Here is a 16,922-nt window from a genome sequence, read left to right on the forward strand (position 1 = left end):
ACATGCCGAAGATCCCCGTCATGCAAGCGGTCGTCGAAGTCCTCAGGTCCGAGGGCGTCGACACCGTGTTCGGCTGCCCCGGCGCCGCGATCCTCCCGCTGTACAAGGCGATGGAGCAGGACGGCTCCATCGAGCACCTCATCGTCCGCCATGAGGAAGGTGCCACGCACATGGCCGACGGCTGGTCGCGCACGACCGGCAACGTCGGCGTCGCGATCGGCACCTCGGGTCCGGCCGGCACGAACATGATCACCGGCCTCTACACCGCGCAGGCCGACTCGGTGCCGATCCTGTGCATCACCGGCCAGGCCGCGGTCTCGAAGCTGCACCAGGAGGCGTTCCAGGCCGTCGACATCGTCTCGATCGCCGCGCCCGTCACGAAGTGGGCGGTGCAGGTCAGGGAAGCCGCGCAGATGCCGTGGATCTTCCGCGAGGCGTTCCGGATCGCCCGGTCCGGCCGTCCGGGACCGGTCCTGATCGACCTGCCGATCGACGTGCAGAAGCAGGAGATCGAGTGGGACTCCACGATCGACGAGCCGTTGCCGGTGCAGAGAAGCGCTCCGAGTGACGCACGGGTCGAGCGCGCGCTGGAGATGCTGCTGGCCGCCGAACGCCCGCTGCTGCTCGCGGGTGGCGGTGTCATCCTCGGCGAAGCGTCCGCCGAACTGCTGGAGCTGGCCGAGTTCCTGCAGGTCCCGGTCCAGGCCACGCTGATGGGCAAGGGCGCCCTCGACGAGGACCACCCGCTCTACGCGGGCATGACCGGCATCCAGACCTCGCAGCGCTACGGCAACGCGTCGTTCCTGGAGTCCGACCTCGTGCTGGCGCTCGGTGCGCGGTTCGGCGACCGGCACACCGGTGACCTCGCGACCTACCGCGGCGACCGGAAGTTCATCCACGTCGACGTCGAACCGACGCAGATCGGCAAGGTGTTCGGGCCCGACCTCGGCATCGTCGCGGACACCAGGCTGTTCCTGAAGGCCCTGCTGGACAAGGCGAAGCAGCACGGGCCCCGGAACGGGGGCGCCTGGGTCGAGCGGTGCCAGGAGCTCAAGCGGACGCTGCTGCGGCGCGAGGACTTCGACACCGTGCCGGTCAAGGCGCCGCGGGTGTTCAAGGAGATCAACGAGTTCTACGGCCCGGACACGTACTTCGTCACGGCCATCGGGCTGTACCAGATCTGGTCCGGCCAGCACCAGAAGGCGCACAGGCCGCGGCACTACCAGGTCTGCGGCCAGGCCGGTCCGCTCGGCTGGGAGATCCCGGCGGCCATCGGGGTCAAGAAGGCCAGGCCGGACGCCGAGGTCGTCGGCGTCGTCGGCGACTACTCGTTCCAGTTCCTGGTCGAGGAGCTGGCGGTCGGCGCCCAGTACGACGTGCCGTTCGTGCTGATCATGCTCAACAACGAGTACCTCGGCCTGATCAGGATGGCCGAGGAGCACGGTGGCTACGACATGAAGTACGAGGTCGACATCCACTACGACACCACCGGCTCGGACAACGTCAAGATCATGGAGGCGTACGGCTGCTCCGGTGTCCGCGTGGCCGATCCGGGCGAGATCCGCGGCTCGCTGGAGTGGGCGCGCAAGGAGGCCGACCGCACGCGGCGGCCGGTGCTCGTCGAGATCATGGTCGAACGCGAGGGCAACACCGCGAACGGCACGTCGATCGCCGCGATGAGGGAATTCGAGCCGCTGCCGTGAGTGCCGTGATCATCGCGCCGGACAAGTTCAAGGGGTCGCTCACCGCCCCGCAGGTCGCCGCCGCCGTCGCGCGCGGCCTGCGGGAGGTGGTCCCGGACGCCGACGTGCGCCTCCTCCCGGTGGCCGACGGCGGCGACGGCACGGTCGACGCCGCCGTCGCCGCCGGGTTCCTGAAGGTGGGGCGCTGGGTCACCGGGCCGGCCGGCACGCCGGTGCCCGCGTCCTTCGCCGTCCGCGGCACGACCGCCGTGGTCGAGGTGGCGTCGGCTGCCGGGCTGACGTTGCTGGAGGAGCCCGCGCCGCTGGACGCCACCAGCCGCGGTGTCGGTGAGCTGCTGAAAGCCGCTCTGGACGTCGGCTGCTCCACGATCGTGCTGGGGCTCGGCGGCAGCGCGTGCACGGACGGCGGCGCCGGGATGCTGGAGGCGCTCGGCGGGACGTCGTTCGGCGGCGTCGACCTCGTGCTGGCCTCGGACGTCGACAACCCGCTGCTCGGGCCGACCGGCGCGGCGGCGGTCTACGGGCCGCAGAAGGGAGCTTCACCCGGCCAGGTGGAGGTCCTGGAGCAGCGGCTCGAAGCCTTCGCCGAATCGATCGGGCCGGAGCACGCCTCACGGCCCGGCGCCGGTGCGGCCGGTGGGATCGGGTTCGCGGCGCTGGCGGTGCTCGGCGCGCGGTTCCGGCCCGGCATCGAGGTGGTGCTCGAGCTCGCCGGTTTCGCCGAGGCCGTCGCCGACGCGTCGCTGGTGATCACCGGCGAGGGGTCGCTGGACGCCCAGACCAGGCACGGCAAGGCGCCGTACGGCGTGGTCAGGGCCTCGGGGGACGTACCGGTGGTCGCGGTGGCCGGGCAGTGCTCGGTCGAACCCGGCGACCTCGGGCTGAAGGCCGCCTACGCGTTGCTGGACGTCGAACCGGACCTCACGCGGTGCATGGCTCAGGCCGATCCGCTCCTCACCGTTCTAGGCGGTCGCATCGCCCGCGACTGGGTGTCACAGTGAGTGCCATGGACCTGGTCTTCCGCGCCCGCAGAGCCGTGACCCCGCGGGGTGAGATCGCGTGCGACGTCGGCGTCGTCGACGGCAGGGTGGTCGCCGTCGAGGAGCGCATCGACTCGCCGAACGTCGTGCACCTCGCCGACGACGAGGTGCTGCTGCCGGGCCTGGTCGACACCCACGTGCACGTCAACGACCCCGGCCGCAGCGAGTGGGAGGGCTTCGCGACGGCGACCAGGGCCGCCGCCGCCGGGGGCGTCACGACTATCATCGACATGCCGCTCAACAGCATCCCGCCGACGGTCGCGGCCGAGGCGCTGGAGATCAAGCGCAAAGCCGCGGCGGCCGTGTCCGTGGACGTCGGGTTCTGGGGCGGCATCGTCCCCGGCAACCTCGCCGACCTCAAGCCGTTGCACGAGGCCGGCGTCTTCGGCTTCAAGTGCTTCCTGCTGCACTCGGGCGTGGACGAGTTCCCGGCGGTGACCACCGATGAACTCGAAGCTGCGCTGCGCCAGTTGGCGACGCTCGACGCGTTGACGATCGTGCACGCCGAAGACGCGCACACGGTCCGTGAGTCCGAGCCGGACTACGCCGGGTTCCTCGCCTCACGGCCGCGAGAGGCCGAGAACAAGGCGATCAGCGACGTCGTGGCGTTGACCCGCAAGACCGGCGCACGGACGCACATCCTGCACCTCTCGTCGTCCGACGCGCTCTCGATCCTGGAGGCCGCGAAACGCGAGAGCCTGCCGATCACCGCCGAGACGTGCCCGCACTACCTCACGTTCACGGCGGAGGAGATCCGCGACGGGCAGACCGAGTTCAAGTGCTGCCCGCCGATCCGCGAGGCGGAGAACCGCGAGGCGCTGTGGCAGGGCCTGCGCGACGGCGTGATCGACCTCGTCGTGAGCGACCACTCGCCGAGCACGGTGGAGCTGAAGGAGGGCGACTTCGCCACGGCCTGGGGCGGCATCGCGTCGCTGCAGCTCGGCCTGCCCGCGGTGTGGACGGGCGCGCGGGAACGCGGGTTCCAGCTCACCGACGTCGTCCGCTGGATGGCGACGCACCCGGCGCGCCAGGCCGGGCTGGAGACCAAGGGCGCCATCGAGGTCGGCAAGGACGCGGACCTCGTGGTGTTCGCGCCGGACGAGACCTTCGTGGTGGACAAGGAGAAGCTGCACCACCGCAACCCGGTCACGCCCTACCACGGACGCACGCTGCACGGCGTCGTGCGCCAGACGTGGTTGCGCGGCAAGGAAACCGGTCAGACGCAAGGCAAGCTGCTCAGAAGAGGAGAAGCATGACGGAGTGGACCCGGCTGCCCGATCTCGCCTCGCGCGCGGTCGGAGGTGGTGTGGTGTGGGCGAACGACGAGCTGTTCGCCGAGCGGGAGAACCTGGTCGAGCCCGCCGAGCCGGTCTACCGGCCCTACACCTTCGGCCACAAGGGGCAGGTCTACGACGGCTGGGAGACCCGCCGGCGTCGCGAGCCCGGCGTGGACCAGGCGGTGGTCCGCCTCGGCATGCCCGGTGTCGTGCGCGGGATCGTCGTCGACACGGCGTTCTTCAAGGGCAACTACCCGCCGTTCTGCTGGGTCGAGGGCGCCCAGGTCGACGGCTACCCGCCGGCCGACGAGATCACCGGGTGGTTCCCGCTGGTCGGGCGCACCGCGCTGAAGGGCGACGAGAAGCACTTCTTCGACGTCGGCGAAGGCCGCCGCGTCACGCACGTGCGCCTGACCATCGACCCGGACGGCGGCGTCGCCCGGCTGCGCGTGCACGGCGAACCGGTCGCCGACCCGCGCCTGCTCGTCGGCGGCGTCGACCTCGCCGCCCTGGAGAACGGCGCGGTCGTCACGGGCTGCAGCAACATGTTCTACAGCTCGCCCAACAACCTCATCGCCCCCGGCCAGGCCACGGTCATGGGCGAGGGCTGGGAGACCGCGCGCCGCCGTGACGACGGCAACGACTGGGTGTCGCTGCGGCTCGCCGCGCCCGGTCTCGTGCGGCTCGTCGAGCTCGACACGAGCCACTTCAAGGGCAACGCGCCGGGCTGGGCGTCGGTGAAGGGCTGCGACGAGCGCAAGGACCCGGACACGTGGTTCGACCTGCTCCCGCGCACGCGGCTGCAGCCCGACACGAGGCACCGGTTCCTCGTGGACCCGGCCGAGGCGACGGCCGCGCGCCTCGACATCTACCCGGACGGTGGGATGGCGCGCCTGCGGATCCTCGGAACCCCTACGAGTGACGGCCTGGCCCACCTGCGGACGATGTGGGACAAAACGACCAACTGAGGGTGGTTGTACGACCACGGGCTGATTTCTCTCCCTACCTGAGTCGGTTGTCTGCGTCACACGATCGGTGGAAGCGTTCCTCCCGCAAGATCGGGGATCTAGGGAGGAAATCCATGCAACCGATGGTGCGCGTCTTCGGAGCCGCGCTAGCGAGTTCTGCATTGGTGCTAGGTGCGAGCCAGGTCGCGGTCGCGGCTCCGGAAGGGCAGCCGGAGTTCAACGTCGGCGCGATCGACTGGAAGCCCTGTGAAGAGGTGCCGACGGTCGAATGCGGCTTCCTCGAGCTGCCCGTCGACTACGCGAAGCCCAAGGGGGAGAAGTTCCAGCTGGCCGTGTCGCGCCGCAAGGCGAACGACCCGTCCCAGCGCATCGGCGCGATGGTGATCAACCCCGGCGGGCCGGGTGGGTCCGGTGTCGACTTCTCGTTCGGCGCCGACCGCTACTTCAGCAAGGAGATCGTCGACAAGTTCGACGTCATCGGGTTCGACCCGCGCGGTGTCGCCCGCAGCGCGCCGATCAAGTGCTCGGCGGAGATGCTGCAGAAGACCCCGTCGAGCTACCCGAAGTCCAAGGCCGAGTTCGACGCGCTCGTCGTGTTCAACAAGGCGCTGCGCGAGGACTGCCGCAAGCAGTCCGGCGCGATCTTCGACAACGCCTCGACCGCGGAGGTGGCGCAGGACATCGACGCCATCCGCCGCGCCCTGGGCGAGAAGAAGATCAACTACTACGGCATCTCGTACGGCACGATCATGGGCCAGCACTACGCGGAGCGGTTCGGCCGCAACATCCGGGCCATGATCATCGACTCCAACATGGACCACAGCCTCGGCACCAAGGCGTTCCTCGACTCCGAGGCGCGCACCGCCGAGGACTCGTTCGACGAGTGGGTCAAGTGGAGCGACCGCAGCCCGTCGTCGCCGTTCCACGGCCAGGACCTCCGCAAGATCTGGAAGGACCTGCTGGCCAAGGCCGAGCGCGGTGAGGTGCCGGCTCCGTGGGACCCGACCCTCAAGATGACGCCGGAGGACCTCGGCAGCGGTGTGGTCGGCATGGCCTACGGCCCCAGCTGGAAGCCGTTCGCCGACCAGGTCAAGCAGATCATCGACGGTGTGCAGGCGCCGAAGTCGGCGTTCTCGGCCTTCGCGGTCGAGGAGACCTTCCCCAACCCGTTCCCCGGCATCTTCTGCAACGACTACAACCTGCGCGTCAGCTCGTGGGGTGAGTACCAGGCGTTGACGAAGTCCGAGTACCGGATCGCGCCGAACACGCGCGGCTCCTCGCTGGGCCACGGCGCCATGATGGGCTGTGCCGGGTTCCCGAAGGCCACGAACCCGCAGCGCACGCTGAAGATCAAGAACGCGCCGAAGATCCTGCTCACCAACGCCAAGCACGACCCGGCGACGGCCTACGAGTGGGCGGTCAACGCGCACCGCCAGTCCCGCGACACCACCGTCTTCGTGACCTACGAAGGCTGGGGCCACGGCGTCTACGACCGCAGCGAGTGCACGCTGAAGATCAACAACGAGTACCTCGTGTCGCTGAAGCTGCCGCGCAACGGCACGTCCTGCGCCGCCGTCGAGCCGGCCGAGACGGCGACCATGTCCGTGAAGCCGCGGGTGCCCGCGGGTCCGTTCTCGATCGCGTAGTCCAGTCAGGTCGCGGACCGCGTCCGCCGGTGAGCGCACCGGGGGACGCGGTCCGTTCGCGTCCCCCGGAAGGGTGAGATCGGGGGCCACTCCTCGTCACCGGTTCGCCGCCGTGAGGTGGCCGAATCGAGACCGTGAACGCCGTGAAACGCGGACGTAACACGTCCAAGTCGACAGTTCACCTCGGCGAAACGTTCCACGCGGGTCCGTGAAACAGGACCTGCCGATGCTCCCTGCAACCGACGTGCAGTGGAGGTCGAAGTGGATACAGGGGACACCGCCTGGGTGCTCACCAGCGCCGCCTTGGTGCTGCTGATGACACCGGGCCTCGCCTTCTTCTACGGAGGCATGGTCCGTTCGAAGAGCGTGCTCAACATGATGATGATGAGCCTGGGCGCCATGGCCGTGGTCGGTGTCCTGTGGGTGCTGTTCGGGTACTCGACGGCATTCGGCGCGGACGTCGGCGCGGGCCTGCTGGGCAAGCCGTTCGAGTTCTTCGGCCTCGACGGTCTGCTGGGCGCCGACTCGCTGTCGGGCAAGATCCCGAGCACCGTGTTCGTGGCGTTCCAGGCCATGTTCGCGATCATCACGGTCGCGCTGATCTCCGGTGCGATCGCCGACCGCGCCCGCTTCGGCCCGTGGCTGCTGTTCGCGGGTCTGTGGGCCACGATCGTCTACTTCCCGGTCGCCCACTGGGTCTTCGACTTCGACGGCAAGGACGAGGCGGGCAACGTCGTCGACCCCGGCGGCTGGATCGCCAACAAGCTCCTCGCGATCGACTTCGCCGGCGGTACGGCGGTGCACATCAACGCCGGTGCCGCGGGTCTCGCGCTGGCGCTGGTGCTCGGCAAGCGCGTCGGCTGGCCGAAGGAGCCCATGAAGCCGCACAGCCTGCCGCTGGTCGTGCTCGGTGCCGGTCTGCTGTGGTTCGGCTGGTTCGGGTTCAACGCCGGTTCCGCTCTCGGTGCGAACGGCACCGCGGGTGTCACGTTCATCAACACGCTGGTCGCCACGTGCGCCGCGATGCTCGGCTGGCTGCTGACCGAGCGCATCCGCGACGGCAAGGCCACCACGCTCGGCGCGGCGTCGGGTGTCATCGCCGGTCTGGTCGCCATCACGCCCGCCTGCTCCGCGGTCACCCCGGTCGGCGCCATCGCGATCGGCGCGATCACCGGTGCCCTGTGCGCCCTGGCCGTGTCGCTGAAGTACCGCTTCGGCCTCGACGACTCGCTCGACGTCGTCGGCGTGCACCTCGTCGGCGGTCTGTCCGGCACGATCCTGATCGGCCTGTTCGCCAGCGAGGCGGCGCCCGCCAAGATCAACGGCCTCTTCTACGGCGGCGGCGTCGACCAGCTGTGGCGCCAGGCCGTCGGCGCCCTCGCGGTGCTCGCCTACTCGTTCGTCCTGAGCCTCGCGCTCGGGTACCTGGTGAAGTTCACCGTCGGGTTCCGCGCCTCCGAGGAAGCGGAGGTCGCGAGCATCGACGAAGCCGAGCACGCCGAGCGCGCCTACGAGTACGGCAGCCTCACCAGTGCGCGGGGTACCGGCAAGACGAGCGTGGCCGCCGGTGCGACCGCGGTCCTCGAGGGGAGCAACAAGAAATGAAGCTGGTCACCGCGATCATCAAGCCGTTCACGCTCGACGACGTGAAGAGCTCCCTGGAACAGCTCGGGGTGCTGGGCATGACCGTCAGCGAGGTGCAGGGCTACGGCCGCCAGAAGGGCCACACCGAGGTCTACCGCGGTGCCGAGTACTCGGTGGACTTCGTGCCCAAGATCAAGATCGAGGTCGTCATCGACGACACCGCCGTCGACAAGGTGCTGGAGGCGGTCGTCGAGGCCGCCCGCACCGGCAAGATCGGCGACGGCAAGGTCTGGGTCACTCCGGTCGAGACAGTCGTTCGCGTGCGCACGGGCGAACGCGGATCGGATGCGCTTTAACCACTAGGAGACGGCCCGTGGAGAACAACGAAACGGCCGTCGTAACGGCTGACGACCTGGTGCGAGCACGCGAAAGGCTGCTCGTGCCAGGTCGTCGTCGCTTGGCCGCCGAACCCCTGCGCGAAGCACTCGTGGACCTGCACGAGTTCTGGTTGACCAAACACGCGCAGGGAGCGGGGATATCCGGATCGGGTGTCGCGCTCGTGGCGGTCGGCGGGCTGGGGCGGCGCGAGATCGTGCCCTACTCGGACCTCGACCTGGTCCTGGTGCACAACGGTGTCAAGAACATCGATGAGATCGCCGAGAAGCTCTGGTACCCCCTGTGGAACTCCGGCATCGGGCTGGACCACTCCGTGCGGACCGTCGGGGAGGCGTTGAGGGTCGCCGCCGGCGATCTGCGGACAGCGCTGGGACTGCTCGACATCCGCCACGTCGCCGGCGATCCGGAAGTCACGCAGAAGCTCGCGGACGGCGCGCGGCAGGCTTGGCGGGGCAACGTCCGCAACCGGCTGGACGAGATCGCCGAGTCGTCGCGGAAGCGCTGGGCGCGCAGCGGCGAGATCGCCCACCGCGTCGAACCCGACCTCAAGCACGGCCGCGGTGGCCTGCGGGACCTGACCCTCCTGGACGCCCTGTCGCTCGCGCAGCTCGTGGACCGGCCGTCCGCCGACGTCGGTGAGGCACGCCGGTTGCTGCTCGACGTGCGCACCGAACTCCGCCGCGTGGCGCGGAAACCTCGTGACGTGCTGCGGGCGCAGGACGGCGACGAGGTGGCATCGGCTCTGGGGCTGGCCGATCGTTTTGCTTTGGCCCGTGCGCTTTCTTCTGCCGCACGCACCGTTGTCTACGCGTTCGACGTGGCCATGCGCTCGGCTCGTGCGGCCGCACCGAAGCGTGGACTCGGCGCGTTCCTCCGCGGACAGCCGCCGCGCAGGCCGTTGGACGAAGGCGTTGTGCTGCACGGCTCCGAGGTCTCCCTCGCCCGTGACGCGATTCCCAGCCGTGACCCGGCGTTGTTGTTGCGCGTGGCCACGGCGGCGGCACGGTCGAAGCACCCCATCGCGTCCGGAACGCTCACCCGGCTCGCGGACTCGGCGCCGGAGCTGCGCCAGCCGTGGCCGCGCGAGGCCCGCGAGGAACTGCTGGCGTTGCTGGGCAGCGGCAGCGGGCTCGTGGACGTCGTGGAGGCGTTGGACCGCACGGGTCTGTGGGGCCGGCTGTTCCCCGAGTGGGGCGCGGTGCGGGACCTGCCTCCCCGCGACGCCGCCCACATGTGGACGGTCGACCGGCACCTGGTGCAGACCGTCGCGCACGCCGCCCGCCTCGCGACGACGGTGGCGCGGCCGGACCTGTTGCTGCTGGGCGCGTTGATCCACGACATCGGCAAGGGACGGCAGCAGGACCACTCCGAGGTCGGGGCCGCTCTGGCGACCCAGATCGGCGAGCGGCTCGGGCTGTGGCCGCAGGACGTCGAGACGCTGTCCGCGATGGTGCGCCACCACCTGCTGCTGCCGCACACCGCGACCCGTCGTGACGTCGAGGACGAGGCCACCGTGCACCGCGTGGTCGAGACCCTCGGCGGCGACGCGGTGCTGCTGGAACTGCTGCACGCGCTCGCGGAGTCCGACTCCATCGCGACGGGGCCGGGCGTGTGGACGGACTGGAAGGCCGCGTTGCTGGCCGACCTGGTCGCCCGCTGCCGCACGGCGATGGCGGGGGAGGCGTTGCCCAAACCGGAACCGCTCGACCCCGTGCACGTCGAGATGGCGGAACGCGTCGCGGCGTCGGGGAAGCCGGACGTGCTGCTGGAGAAGCAGGACCACGCGGCGGTCGTGACGGTGATCGCGCCGGACCGGCCGGGGCTGCTGTCCAAGGCGGCCGGTGTGCTCGCGTTGAACTCGCTGGAGGTCCACGCGGCGACGTTGCGCTCGCACGGCGGTGCGACGGTGGACGCGTTCACGGTGTCACCGCGCTTCGGCTCGTTGCCGGACGCGGCCCTGCTGCGCGAACAGCTCACCAGGGCGGTCGAGGGCTCGCTGCCGCTGGCGGACGAGCTCGCCGCCAAGGAACGCGACTACGGCGGCCCGCCGCTCGACCCGCCGCCCGCCCGCGTGCTGTGGTTCGACGACGAGGCGACCGGTGCCGTGGTGCTGGAACTGCGCGCCGCCGACCGCATCGGGCTGCTGCACCGCGTGGCCGGTGCGTTGGAGCAGTGCGGGGTGGACGTCCGGTGGGCGCGCGTGTCCACCTTGGGCGCCACCGTCGTCGACTCGTTCAGCATCGCCGGCGCCGATCTGGACCGGAGGCGGATCGAGCGGGCGGTGCTCGACGCGGCCAGGTAGAGGTTGAGTAGCACTACGCACAACCACTCGGGGTGCTCACGCTCCTGGACGCTTCCGAAACGCGGCAGTCTTCGCGGTGTCCGGAAAGCGTCCTCGAGGGGTGGACCGCTTCCCGGGCGGGCGAAGGCGGTGGTGACGGGTGACGGGGCCGGGGGAGGTACCGGGCACCCGCACCGCCGCCGGCGTTTCTCCCGTGCCGCACGTCACTCCGCGATCGGTCCGGGCAGGCCGTCGGTGGGCGAACGGCACGGCCGCGGAGCCGAAGGCTGTGCATTCGGTGAGAAACCGGACCAAACTGAACGAGAAGGATGGCCGGAACGTCTTCTAGGACATGACCGCCGTGTTGAACACGCAGACCACCGCCGTCCGAGTGCGGCCGCGCTCGCTCGTAGTCCTCGCCGGGATCCCCGGCGCGGGCAAGACGACGCTGCTCACCCGCCTCGACGCGGACGAACCGGTCACCGTGCTCGACTCCGACCAGGTGCGCCAGTGGCTGGAACCGCGCGTGCGCCTGCCGTACCGGTACTGGCGCGTCTTCGTGCACCTCACGCACCGGCTGCGCGTGTTCCGGGCGGCGCTGTCCTGCGCGGGCCTGCTGGTGGTGCACGAACCCTCCACCCGTCCCGGCACCCGGTTCATGCTGGTGCTGGCGGGCCTGCTGTCGGGACGCTCCCGCCACTTCCTCTGGCTGGACGCCTCCGCCGCCCAGGCCCTGGACGGCCAGATCGCCCGCAACCGGGTCGTCCGCACCCACGCGTTCGAACGCCACGTCCGCCGCGGCACGTCGATGCGCGCCCGGTTCGAGGCGGGCTGGGTCCCGTTCGGCTTCCAGGACGTGACGCTGCTCACCCGTGCGGGGACCTCGGGTGGCCTGCGCATCGTGGTGTCGTGATCAAGGCTGTCCTGTTCGACTTCGCGGGCACCCTGTTCGGGCGTCCCGCCCACCCGTGGCTCCCGCCGCGGCACCTCTCCGTCCTGCGCGCGCCCGCCCCGTACGTCGCGCGGATGAACGCGGCGGAGCGCGCCGTCTGGGACGCCCGCGACCTGACGGCGCTGGCCAACCGCTCGGCCCACCGGACCCTGTTCCGGCTGGCGGGCCTGCCGCTGACCGAGGACCTGTTCCAGCGCCTGCACAACCCGGCTTTCTGGCTGCCGTACCCCGACACGGCCGCGGCGTTGAGCGTGGTGAGGCCGCTGAAGGTCGGCGTGCTCAGCAACATCTCGTGGAACATCCGCGGCGTGTTCGCACGCGAACGGCTGTCGGTGGACGCCTTCGCGCTGTCGTACGAGATCGGCTTCTCGAAGCCCTCGCCCCGTGCCTTCGACGCCGCCTGCGTGCGGCTGGACGTCGACCCGTCCGAGTGCCTGTACGTCGGCGACGACCCCGTGGCGGACGGGGCCGCGGTGGGGGCGGGACTGCGGTTCGCGCGGATCTCCACTGCTCCGGTCGGACGCCGTGAGCCGGTCCTGCTGGACGCGCTGGCGAGCCACGGGATCGGGTGGAGCTGAGGTTGGCTAGGCTGGACGGCGTGTTCTCCACGCTTTCCGACCGGCTGACCACGGTTCTCCAGGGCCTTCGCGGCAAGGGCCGGCTCAGCGACGCCGACATCGACGCGACCGCCCGCGAGATCAGGGTCGCCCTGCTCGAGGCCGACGTCGCGCTGCCCGTTGTGCGCGGCTTCATCGCCAAGGTGAAGGAGCGCGCCAAGGGTGCCGAGGTGCACCAGGCGCTGAACCCGGCGCAGCAGGTCGTGAAGATCGTCAACGAGGAGCTCGTCAACGTCCTCGGTGGCGAGACCCGCAGGCTGAACCTCGCGAAGAACCCGCCGTCGGTGATCATGCTGGCGGGTCTGCAGGGTGCCGGCAAGACGACGCTCGCCGGCAAGCTGGCCCGCTGGCTCAAGGGCCAGGGTCACACGCCGCTGCTCGTCGCGGCCGACCTGCAGCGCCCGAACGCCGTCACGCAGCTCCAGGTCGTCGGTGAGCGCGCGGGCGTGCCCGTGTTCGCCCCCGAGCCCGGCAACGGCGTGGGCAACCCGGTCGAGGTCTCGCGCCGCGGCATCGAGGAAGCCAAGGCCAAGCAGCACGACATCGTCCTCGTCGACACAGCCGGCCGGCTGGGCGTCGACGAGGAGATGATGAAGCAGGCCATCGACATCCGGGCCGCGGTCGACCCGGACGAGGTCCTGTTCGTCGTCGACGCGATGGTCGGTCAGGACGCGATCAACACCGCCACGGCGTTCCGCGACGGCGTCGGCTTCACCGGTGTCGTGCTCACGAAGCTCGACGGCGACGCCCGCGGTGGTGCCGCCCTGTCGGTCCGCGAGGTCACCGGCCAGCCGATCCTCTTCGCGTCCAACGGCGAGAAGCTCGAGGACTTCGACGTCTTCCACCCGGACCGGATGGCCTCGCGCATCCTCGGCATGGGTGACGTCCTCACGCTGATCGAGCAGGCCGAGCAGCACTTCGACCAGGAGCAGGCCGAGAAGGCCGCCGCGAAGCTGCACACCGGCCAGCTCACGCTCGAGGACTTCCTGGAGCAGATGCTCGCGATCCGCAAGATGGGTCCCATCGCGAACCTGCTCGGCATGCTGCCGGGCGCGGGGCAGATGAAGGACCAGCTCGCGATGCTGGACGAGAAGCACCTCGACCGCATCCAGGCGATCATCCGCGGCATGACGCCGGCCGAGCGCGACGACCCCAAGATCATCAACGCTTCCCGCCGGCTGCGCATCGCCAACGGTTCGGGCGTCAAGGTCAGCGACGTGAACGACCTGGTCAACCGCTTCTTCGAGGCCCGCAAGATGATGGCCTCGATGGCCGGCCGGATGGGCTTCGGCGGCGGTGGCGGCGGCAAGGGGAAGAAGGGCAAGAAGGGGAAGAAGGGCAAGGGCGGACGCGGCCCGACGCCTCCCAAGATCAAGGGCGGCTTCCCCGGGATGCTCCCCGGCGGCCTGCCCGGTGGCTTCCCCGGCATGCCTCCCGGCGGGATGCCCGACCTGTCGAAGCTCGGTGGCGGCATGAACGAGCTCCCGCCCGGCTTCGACCCGTCGAAGTTCAAGTTCGACGGCGACGACAAGAAGAAGTGACCATGCACCTGCGCGGCGTCGTCCTGCCGGACGGCGAGCCGCGAGACCTGTGGGTCGTCAACGGCCGTGTGCGCACCCAGCCCGTGCCGGGTGCGCGGACCGTGGTCGACGGCGGGTTCCTCGTCCCGGGCCTGGTCGACGCGCACTGCCACGTCGGCCTGGGCCCGCAGGGCGGTGTGGAGCTGTCCGAGGCCGTCGAGCAGGCGATCACCGACCGCGACGCGGGCACGTTGCTGATCCGCGACTGCGGGTCGCCGATCGACACGACGCCGTTGCAGGAACGCCTGGACCTGCCGCGGATCATCCGGTCGGGCCGCCACATCGCCCGCCCGAAGCGCTACCTCCCGCACATCGGCGTGGAGATCGAGTCGGACCTGGCGTCAGCCGTGGCCGAGCAGGCCGCGCAGGGCGACGGCTGGGTGAAGCTCGTCGGCGACTGGATCGACCGCGGCGCGGGCGACCTCGCCCCGCTGTGGACGGACGAGGAGCTGGCCGGGGCGATCAAGGTCGCCCACGACGCCGGCGCCAAGGTCACCGCGCACGTGTTCGGCGAGGACGCGCTGCCGGGCCTGATCAACGCGGGCATCGACTGCATCGAGCACGGCACCGGCCTGACCGGCGACACGATCGCGCTGATGGCCGAGCGGGGCACCGCGCTGGTGCCCACGCTGATCAACATCGAGACGTTCCCCGGCATCGCGGACAGGGCCGGCAGGTACCCGGTCTACGCGAACCACATGCGGGACCTGCACGCCCGCGTCTCGTCCACGGTGGCGTCCGCGATCGAGGCGGGCGTGCCGGTCTACGCGGGCACCGACGCGGGTGGCGGCATCCGGCACGGGCGCATCGTCGACGAGGTCGTCGCCCTGCACCGCGTGGGCATGAGCGCGGCGGACGCCATCGGCGCCGCGTCGTGGCGTGCCCGCGAGTGGCTGGGCTTCCCGTCGCTGACCGAGGGCGCGGCGGCGGACATCGTCGTCTACGACGAGGACCCGCGGGAGGACCTGGAGGTCCTCCGGACGCCGCGCATGGTCATGCTCCGGGGCCGGATCCACTAGTCGAACTGGGCCATCGCGCCCACCTGGTACGCACCGCCCTTCCGGCCGGTGATGACGGCCAGCCGGTTGGCGGCGTTGATCAGGCCGACCAGGCAGACCAGGGCGGCGGTCTCCTCCTCGTCGTAGTGCTTGCGGACCGCTGCCCAGGTCTCGTCGCTCACGCCGTCGAGCGTGAGCAGCGTGCCCTCCTCGGTGAGCTTGAGCGCGGCCTGTTCGGCCTCCGAGAACACGGTCGTCTCGCGCCACCCGGCCACCAGGTGCAGCCGCAACGGGTCCTCACCTGCCGCGACGGCGTCCTTGGCGTGCATGTCGAGGCAGAAGCCGCAGCCGTTGAGCTGGCTCGCCCGCATGCTGACCAGTTCGATCACGGTCTTCGGCAGCGGCGACTCGTGCAGCACGCCGTGCAGACCCGCGAACCGCTTGGCGAGCTTGGCGCCGGTCTGGGTGGCGAAGAGGTCGAAGCGGGTTTCCATCGTTGGTTCCTCCCTCGTGGACTTGCCGGACGACCACGAGATGCCGGACCCCCGAATCCTGTGACTGTGATCCAGCACACCGTCACAGGCGCTCCCGGCCTGGCGTCTTCTGTCCATGGACGCCGCTACCGACTCGTTCGTCAGCCACCGCAACCTGCTCTTCACGATCGCCTACGAGATGCTCGGCTCCGCCGCCGACGCCGAGGACGTGCTGCAGGAGACGTGGCTGCGGTGGGCCGACGTGGAGCACGGCGCCGTCGAGAACCACCGCGCCTACCTGGTCCGCGTCGTGACGCGCCAGGCGCTGACGAGGCTGCGAACGCTGGTGCGCCGCAAGGAGTCCTACGTCGGCTCGTGGCTGCCGGAGCCGCTGCTGACCGCCCCGGACGTCGCCGAGGACGTCGAGCTCGCCGACAGCGTCTCGATGGCGATGATGCTGGTCCTCGAAACGCTCACCCCGACCGAGCGCGCCGTCTTCGTGCTGCGCGAGGTGTTCGACCTCGGCTACGACGAGATCGCCGAGGCCGTGGGCAAGAACCCGGCCGCCGTCCGCCAGATCGCCCACCGCGCCCGCTCGCACGTGGCCGCCCGGCGCCCGCGCGAGGTCGTCACCCAGGCCGAGTCGCGCGAGGCCCTCGCGGCCTTCCAGCGCGCCACCGAGACGGGTGATCTCCAGTCGTTGCTGGACCTGCTCGCCCCGGACGTCGTGTTCCTCGGCGACGGCGGCGGCGTGAAGCAGGCCGTCCCGCGTCCGGTCGTCGGCGCCTCGAAGGTCGCGCGCCTGCTGCTCGGCGGCTTGCTGAAGGTGACCGGGTGGGAGATGGAACCGGCCCAGGTCAACGGCTACCCGGCGCTCGTGGTCAAGTTCGGCGGCGAGCTCGACACGGTGATCGCGGTGCGGATGGAGGAGGGGCGGATCAGCGGCCTCTACGCCGTGCGCAACCCGGAGAAGCTCTCGCACATGGAACGGGAGACGTCCCTGCGCCGCTGATCACCGGCTGGTGCGGACGTGTCCCGTGCCGCCGGGCGTGGTGAGAGCCGGCCACCCGGGGCGACCTCGCCGCGGCACCGGTCCGGCATCTCCCGCGCCTGTGGTTTGCGACCCGGTTCGTGCGCCGATCCGTTCACCAGGAGCCGGGACATCCGGCGGGGACCCGATCTGACCATCTTTTGGCCAGGTGCTCGGCCCGGATTCCGTCGGTGCCGCACAGTAACCTCGGATCCGGGGGCGGCAACGCTCCCCGAGGGGGCTCGCGGTCCCCACTCCAAGCGTATCGCGAGGCACCGACAGCCCGGAGGTGCTTCAGCAGCCGTCGATCGCGAGGTGGGTTGATCATGAGGGTGTCGGTGCCCGCTGTTGCCCCGCTGGTAGCCGCGGTGTGACTA

General features: G+C 70.5%; 14 protein-coding genes. 13 read left to right on the plus strand and 1 reads right to left on the minus strand.

Going from position 1 to position 16,922, the window contains the following annotated elements; all coding sequences use genetic code 11:
* Positions 1–2: 2 nt before the first annotated feature.
* From gcl to V1227_RS35380, 12 genes are all read left to right on the plus strand, one after another.
* The gene (gcl, locus tag V1227_RS35325; RefSeq protein ID WP_329789516.1) at positions 3–1,703 is read left to right on the plus strand and encodes a glyoxylate carboligase; all 1,701 of its coding nucleotides are present in this window, start codon (positions 3–5) and stop codon (positions 1,701–1,703) included.
* Positions 1,700–2,704 carry a glycerate kinase family protein gene (locus V1227_RS35330; protein ID WP_329789517.1) on the plus strand — a complete coding sequence of 335 codons (1,005 nt, stop codon included), beginning with the start codon at positions 1,700–1,702 and terminating at the stop codon, positions 2,702–2,704. The genes gcl and V1227_RS35330 overlap by 4 nt, the downstream gene beginning before the upstream one ends.
* A gap of 5 nt (positions 2,705–2,709) precedes the next feature.
* Positions 2,710–3,999 (plus strand): allantoinase AllB, encoded by a 1,290-nt coding sequence (gene allB, locus V1227_RS35335; RefSeq protein WP_329789518.1) that lies wholly within the window; start codon positions 2,710–2,712, stop codon positions 3,997–3,999.
* Positions 3,996–4,988: an allantoicase gene (gene alc / locus V1227_RS35340; protein WP_329789519.1), complete on the plus strand. Its 993-nt coding sequence runs from the start codon at positions 3,996–3,998 to the stop codon at positions 4,986–4,988. Before allB ends, alc begins: the two co-directional genes overlap by 4 nt.
* Positions 4,989–5,101: 113 nt before the next feature.
* Positions 5,102–6,634, plus strand: a complete 1,533-nt coding sequence (locus V1227_RS35345; protein ID WP_329789520.1) for an alpha/beta hydrolase — start codon at positions 5,102–5,104, stop codon at positions 6,632–6,634.
* A 261-nt stretch (positions 6,635–6,895) separates the two neighbouring features.
* Complete coding sequence (locus V1227_RS35350) at positions 6,896–8,239, plus strand: ammonium transporter (protein ID WP_329789521.1); 1,344 nt, start codon at positions 6,896–6,898, stop codon at positions 8,237–8,239.
* Positions 8,236–8,574 (plus strand): P-II family nitrogen regulator, encoded by a 339-nt coding sequence (locus V1227_RS35355; RefSeq protein WP_090095448.1) that lies wholly within the window; start codon positions 8,236–8,238, stop codon positions 8,572–8,574. The genes V1227_RS35350 and V1227_RS35355 overlap by 4 nt, the downstream gene beginning before the upstream one ends.
* A gap of 17 nt (positions 8,575–8,591) precedes the next feature.
* Positions 8,592–10,916, plus strand: a complete 2,325-nt coding sequence (locus V1227_RS35360; protein WP_329789522.1) for a [protein-PII] uridylyltransferase — start codon at positions 8,592–8,594, stop codon at positions 10,914–10,916.
* Between the two features lie 331 nt (positions 10,917–11,247).
* Complete coding sequence (locus V1227_RS35365) at positions 11,248–11,808, plus strand: AAA family ATPase (RefSeq protein WP_329789523.1); 561 nt, start codon at positions 11,248–11,250, stop codon at positions 11,806–11,808.
* A complete protein-coding gene (locus V1227_RS35370; protein WP_329789524.1) occupies positions 11,805–12,425 on the plus strand; it encodes an HAD family hydrolase in 621 nt (206 codons plus the stop codon). The genes V1227_RS35365 and V1227_RS35370 overlap by 4 nt, the downstream gene beginning before the upstream one ends.
* Positions 12,426–12,445: 20 nt before the next feature.
* Positions 12,446–14,005 (plus strand): signal recognition particle protein, encoded by a 1,560-nt coding sequence (gene ffh, locus V1227_RS35375; RefSeq protein ID WP_329789525.1) that lies wholly within the window; start codon positions 12,446–12,448, stop codon positions 14,003–14,005.
* 2 nt (positions 14,006–14,007) lie between these two features.
* Positions 14,008–15,063, plus strand: a complete 1,056-nt coding sequence (locus V1227_RS35380) for an amidohydrolase family protein (RefSeq protein WP_329789526.1) — start codon at positions 14,008–14,010, stop codon at positions 15,061–15,063.
* On the opposite strand, the gene V1227_RS35385 is transcribed toward V1227_RS35380, so the two are convergent.
* Positions 15,060–15,536, minus strand: coding sequence for a carboxymuconolactone decarboxylase family protein (locus tag V1227_RS35385; RefSeq protein WP_329789527.1), 477 nt, complete (start codon positions 15,534–15,536; stop codon positions 15,060–15,062). The genes V1227_RS35380 and V1227_RS35385 overlap by 4 nt on opposite strands.
* Positions 15,537–15,651: 115 nt before the next feature.
* On the opposite strand from V1227_RS35385, the gene V1227_RS35390 reads away from it, so the two are divergent.
* The gene (locus V1227_RS35390; protein ID WP_329789528.1) at positions 15,652–16,527 is read left to right on the plus strand and encodes an RNA polymerase sigma-70 factor; all 876 of its coding nucleotides are present in this window, start codon (positions 15,652–15,654) and stop codon (positions 16,525–16,527) included.
* Positions 16,528–16,922: the final 395 nt, after the last annotated feature.

Source organism: Lentzea sp. DG1S-22, assembly GCF_036321065.1.
GTDB classification, from domain to species: Bacteria; Actinomycetota; Actinomycetes; order Mycobacteriales; family Pseudonocardiaceae; genus Lentzea; species Lentzea jiangxiensis.

Coding starts and splice junctions, on each gene's coding strand:
- allB (WP_329789518.1), top strand. CDS start 2,710: ATGGACCTGGTCTTCCGCGCCCGCAGAGCCGTGACCCCGCGGGGTGAG.
- V1227_RS35365 (WP_329789523.1), top strand. CDS start 11,248: ATGACCGCCGTGTTGAACACGCAGACCACCGCCGTCCGAGTGCGGCCG.
- gcl (WP_329789516.1), top strand. CDS start 3: ATGCCGAAGATCCCCGTCATGCAAGCGGTCGTCGAAGTCCTCAGGTCC.
- V1227_RS35345 (WP_329789520.1), top strand. CDS start 5,102: ATGCAACCGATGGTGCGCGTCTTCGGAGCCGCGCTAGCGAGTTCTGCA.
- V1227_RS35380 (WP_329789526.1), top strand. CDS start 14,008: ATGCACCTGCGCGGCGTCGTCCTGCCGGACGGCGAGCCGCGAGACCTG.
- V1227_RS35355 (WP_090095448.1), top strand. CDS start 8,236: ATGAAGCTGGTCACCGCGATCATCAAGCCGTTCACGCTCGACGACGTG.
- alc (WP_329789519.1), top strand. CDS start 3,996: ATGACGGAGTGGACCCGGCTGCCCGATCTCGCCTCGCGCGCGGTCGGA.
- V1227_RS35385 (WP_329789527.1), bottom strand. CDS start 15,536: ATGGAAACCCGCTTCGACCTCTTCGCCACCCAGACCGGCGCCAAGCTC.
- V1227_RS35390 (WP_329789528.1), top strand. CDS start 15,652: ATGGACGCCGCTACCGACTCGTTCGTCAGCCACCGCAACCTGCTCTTC.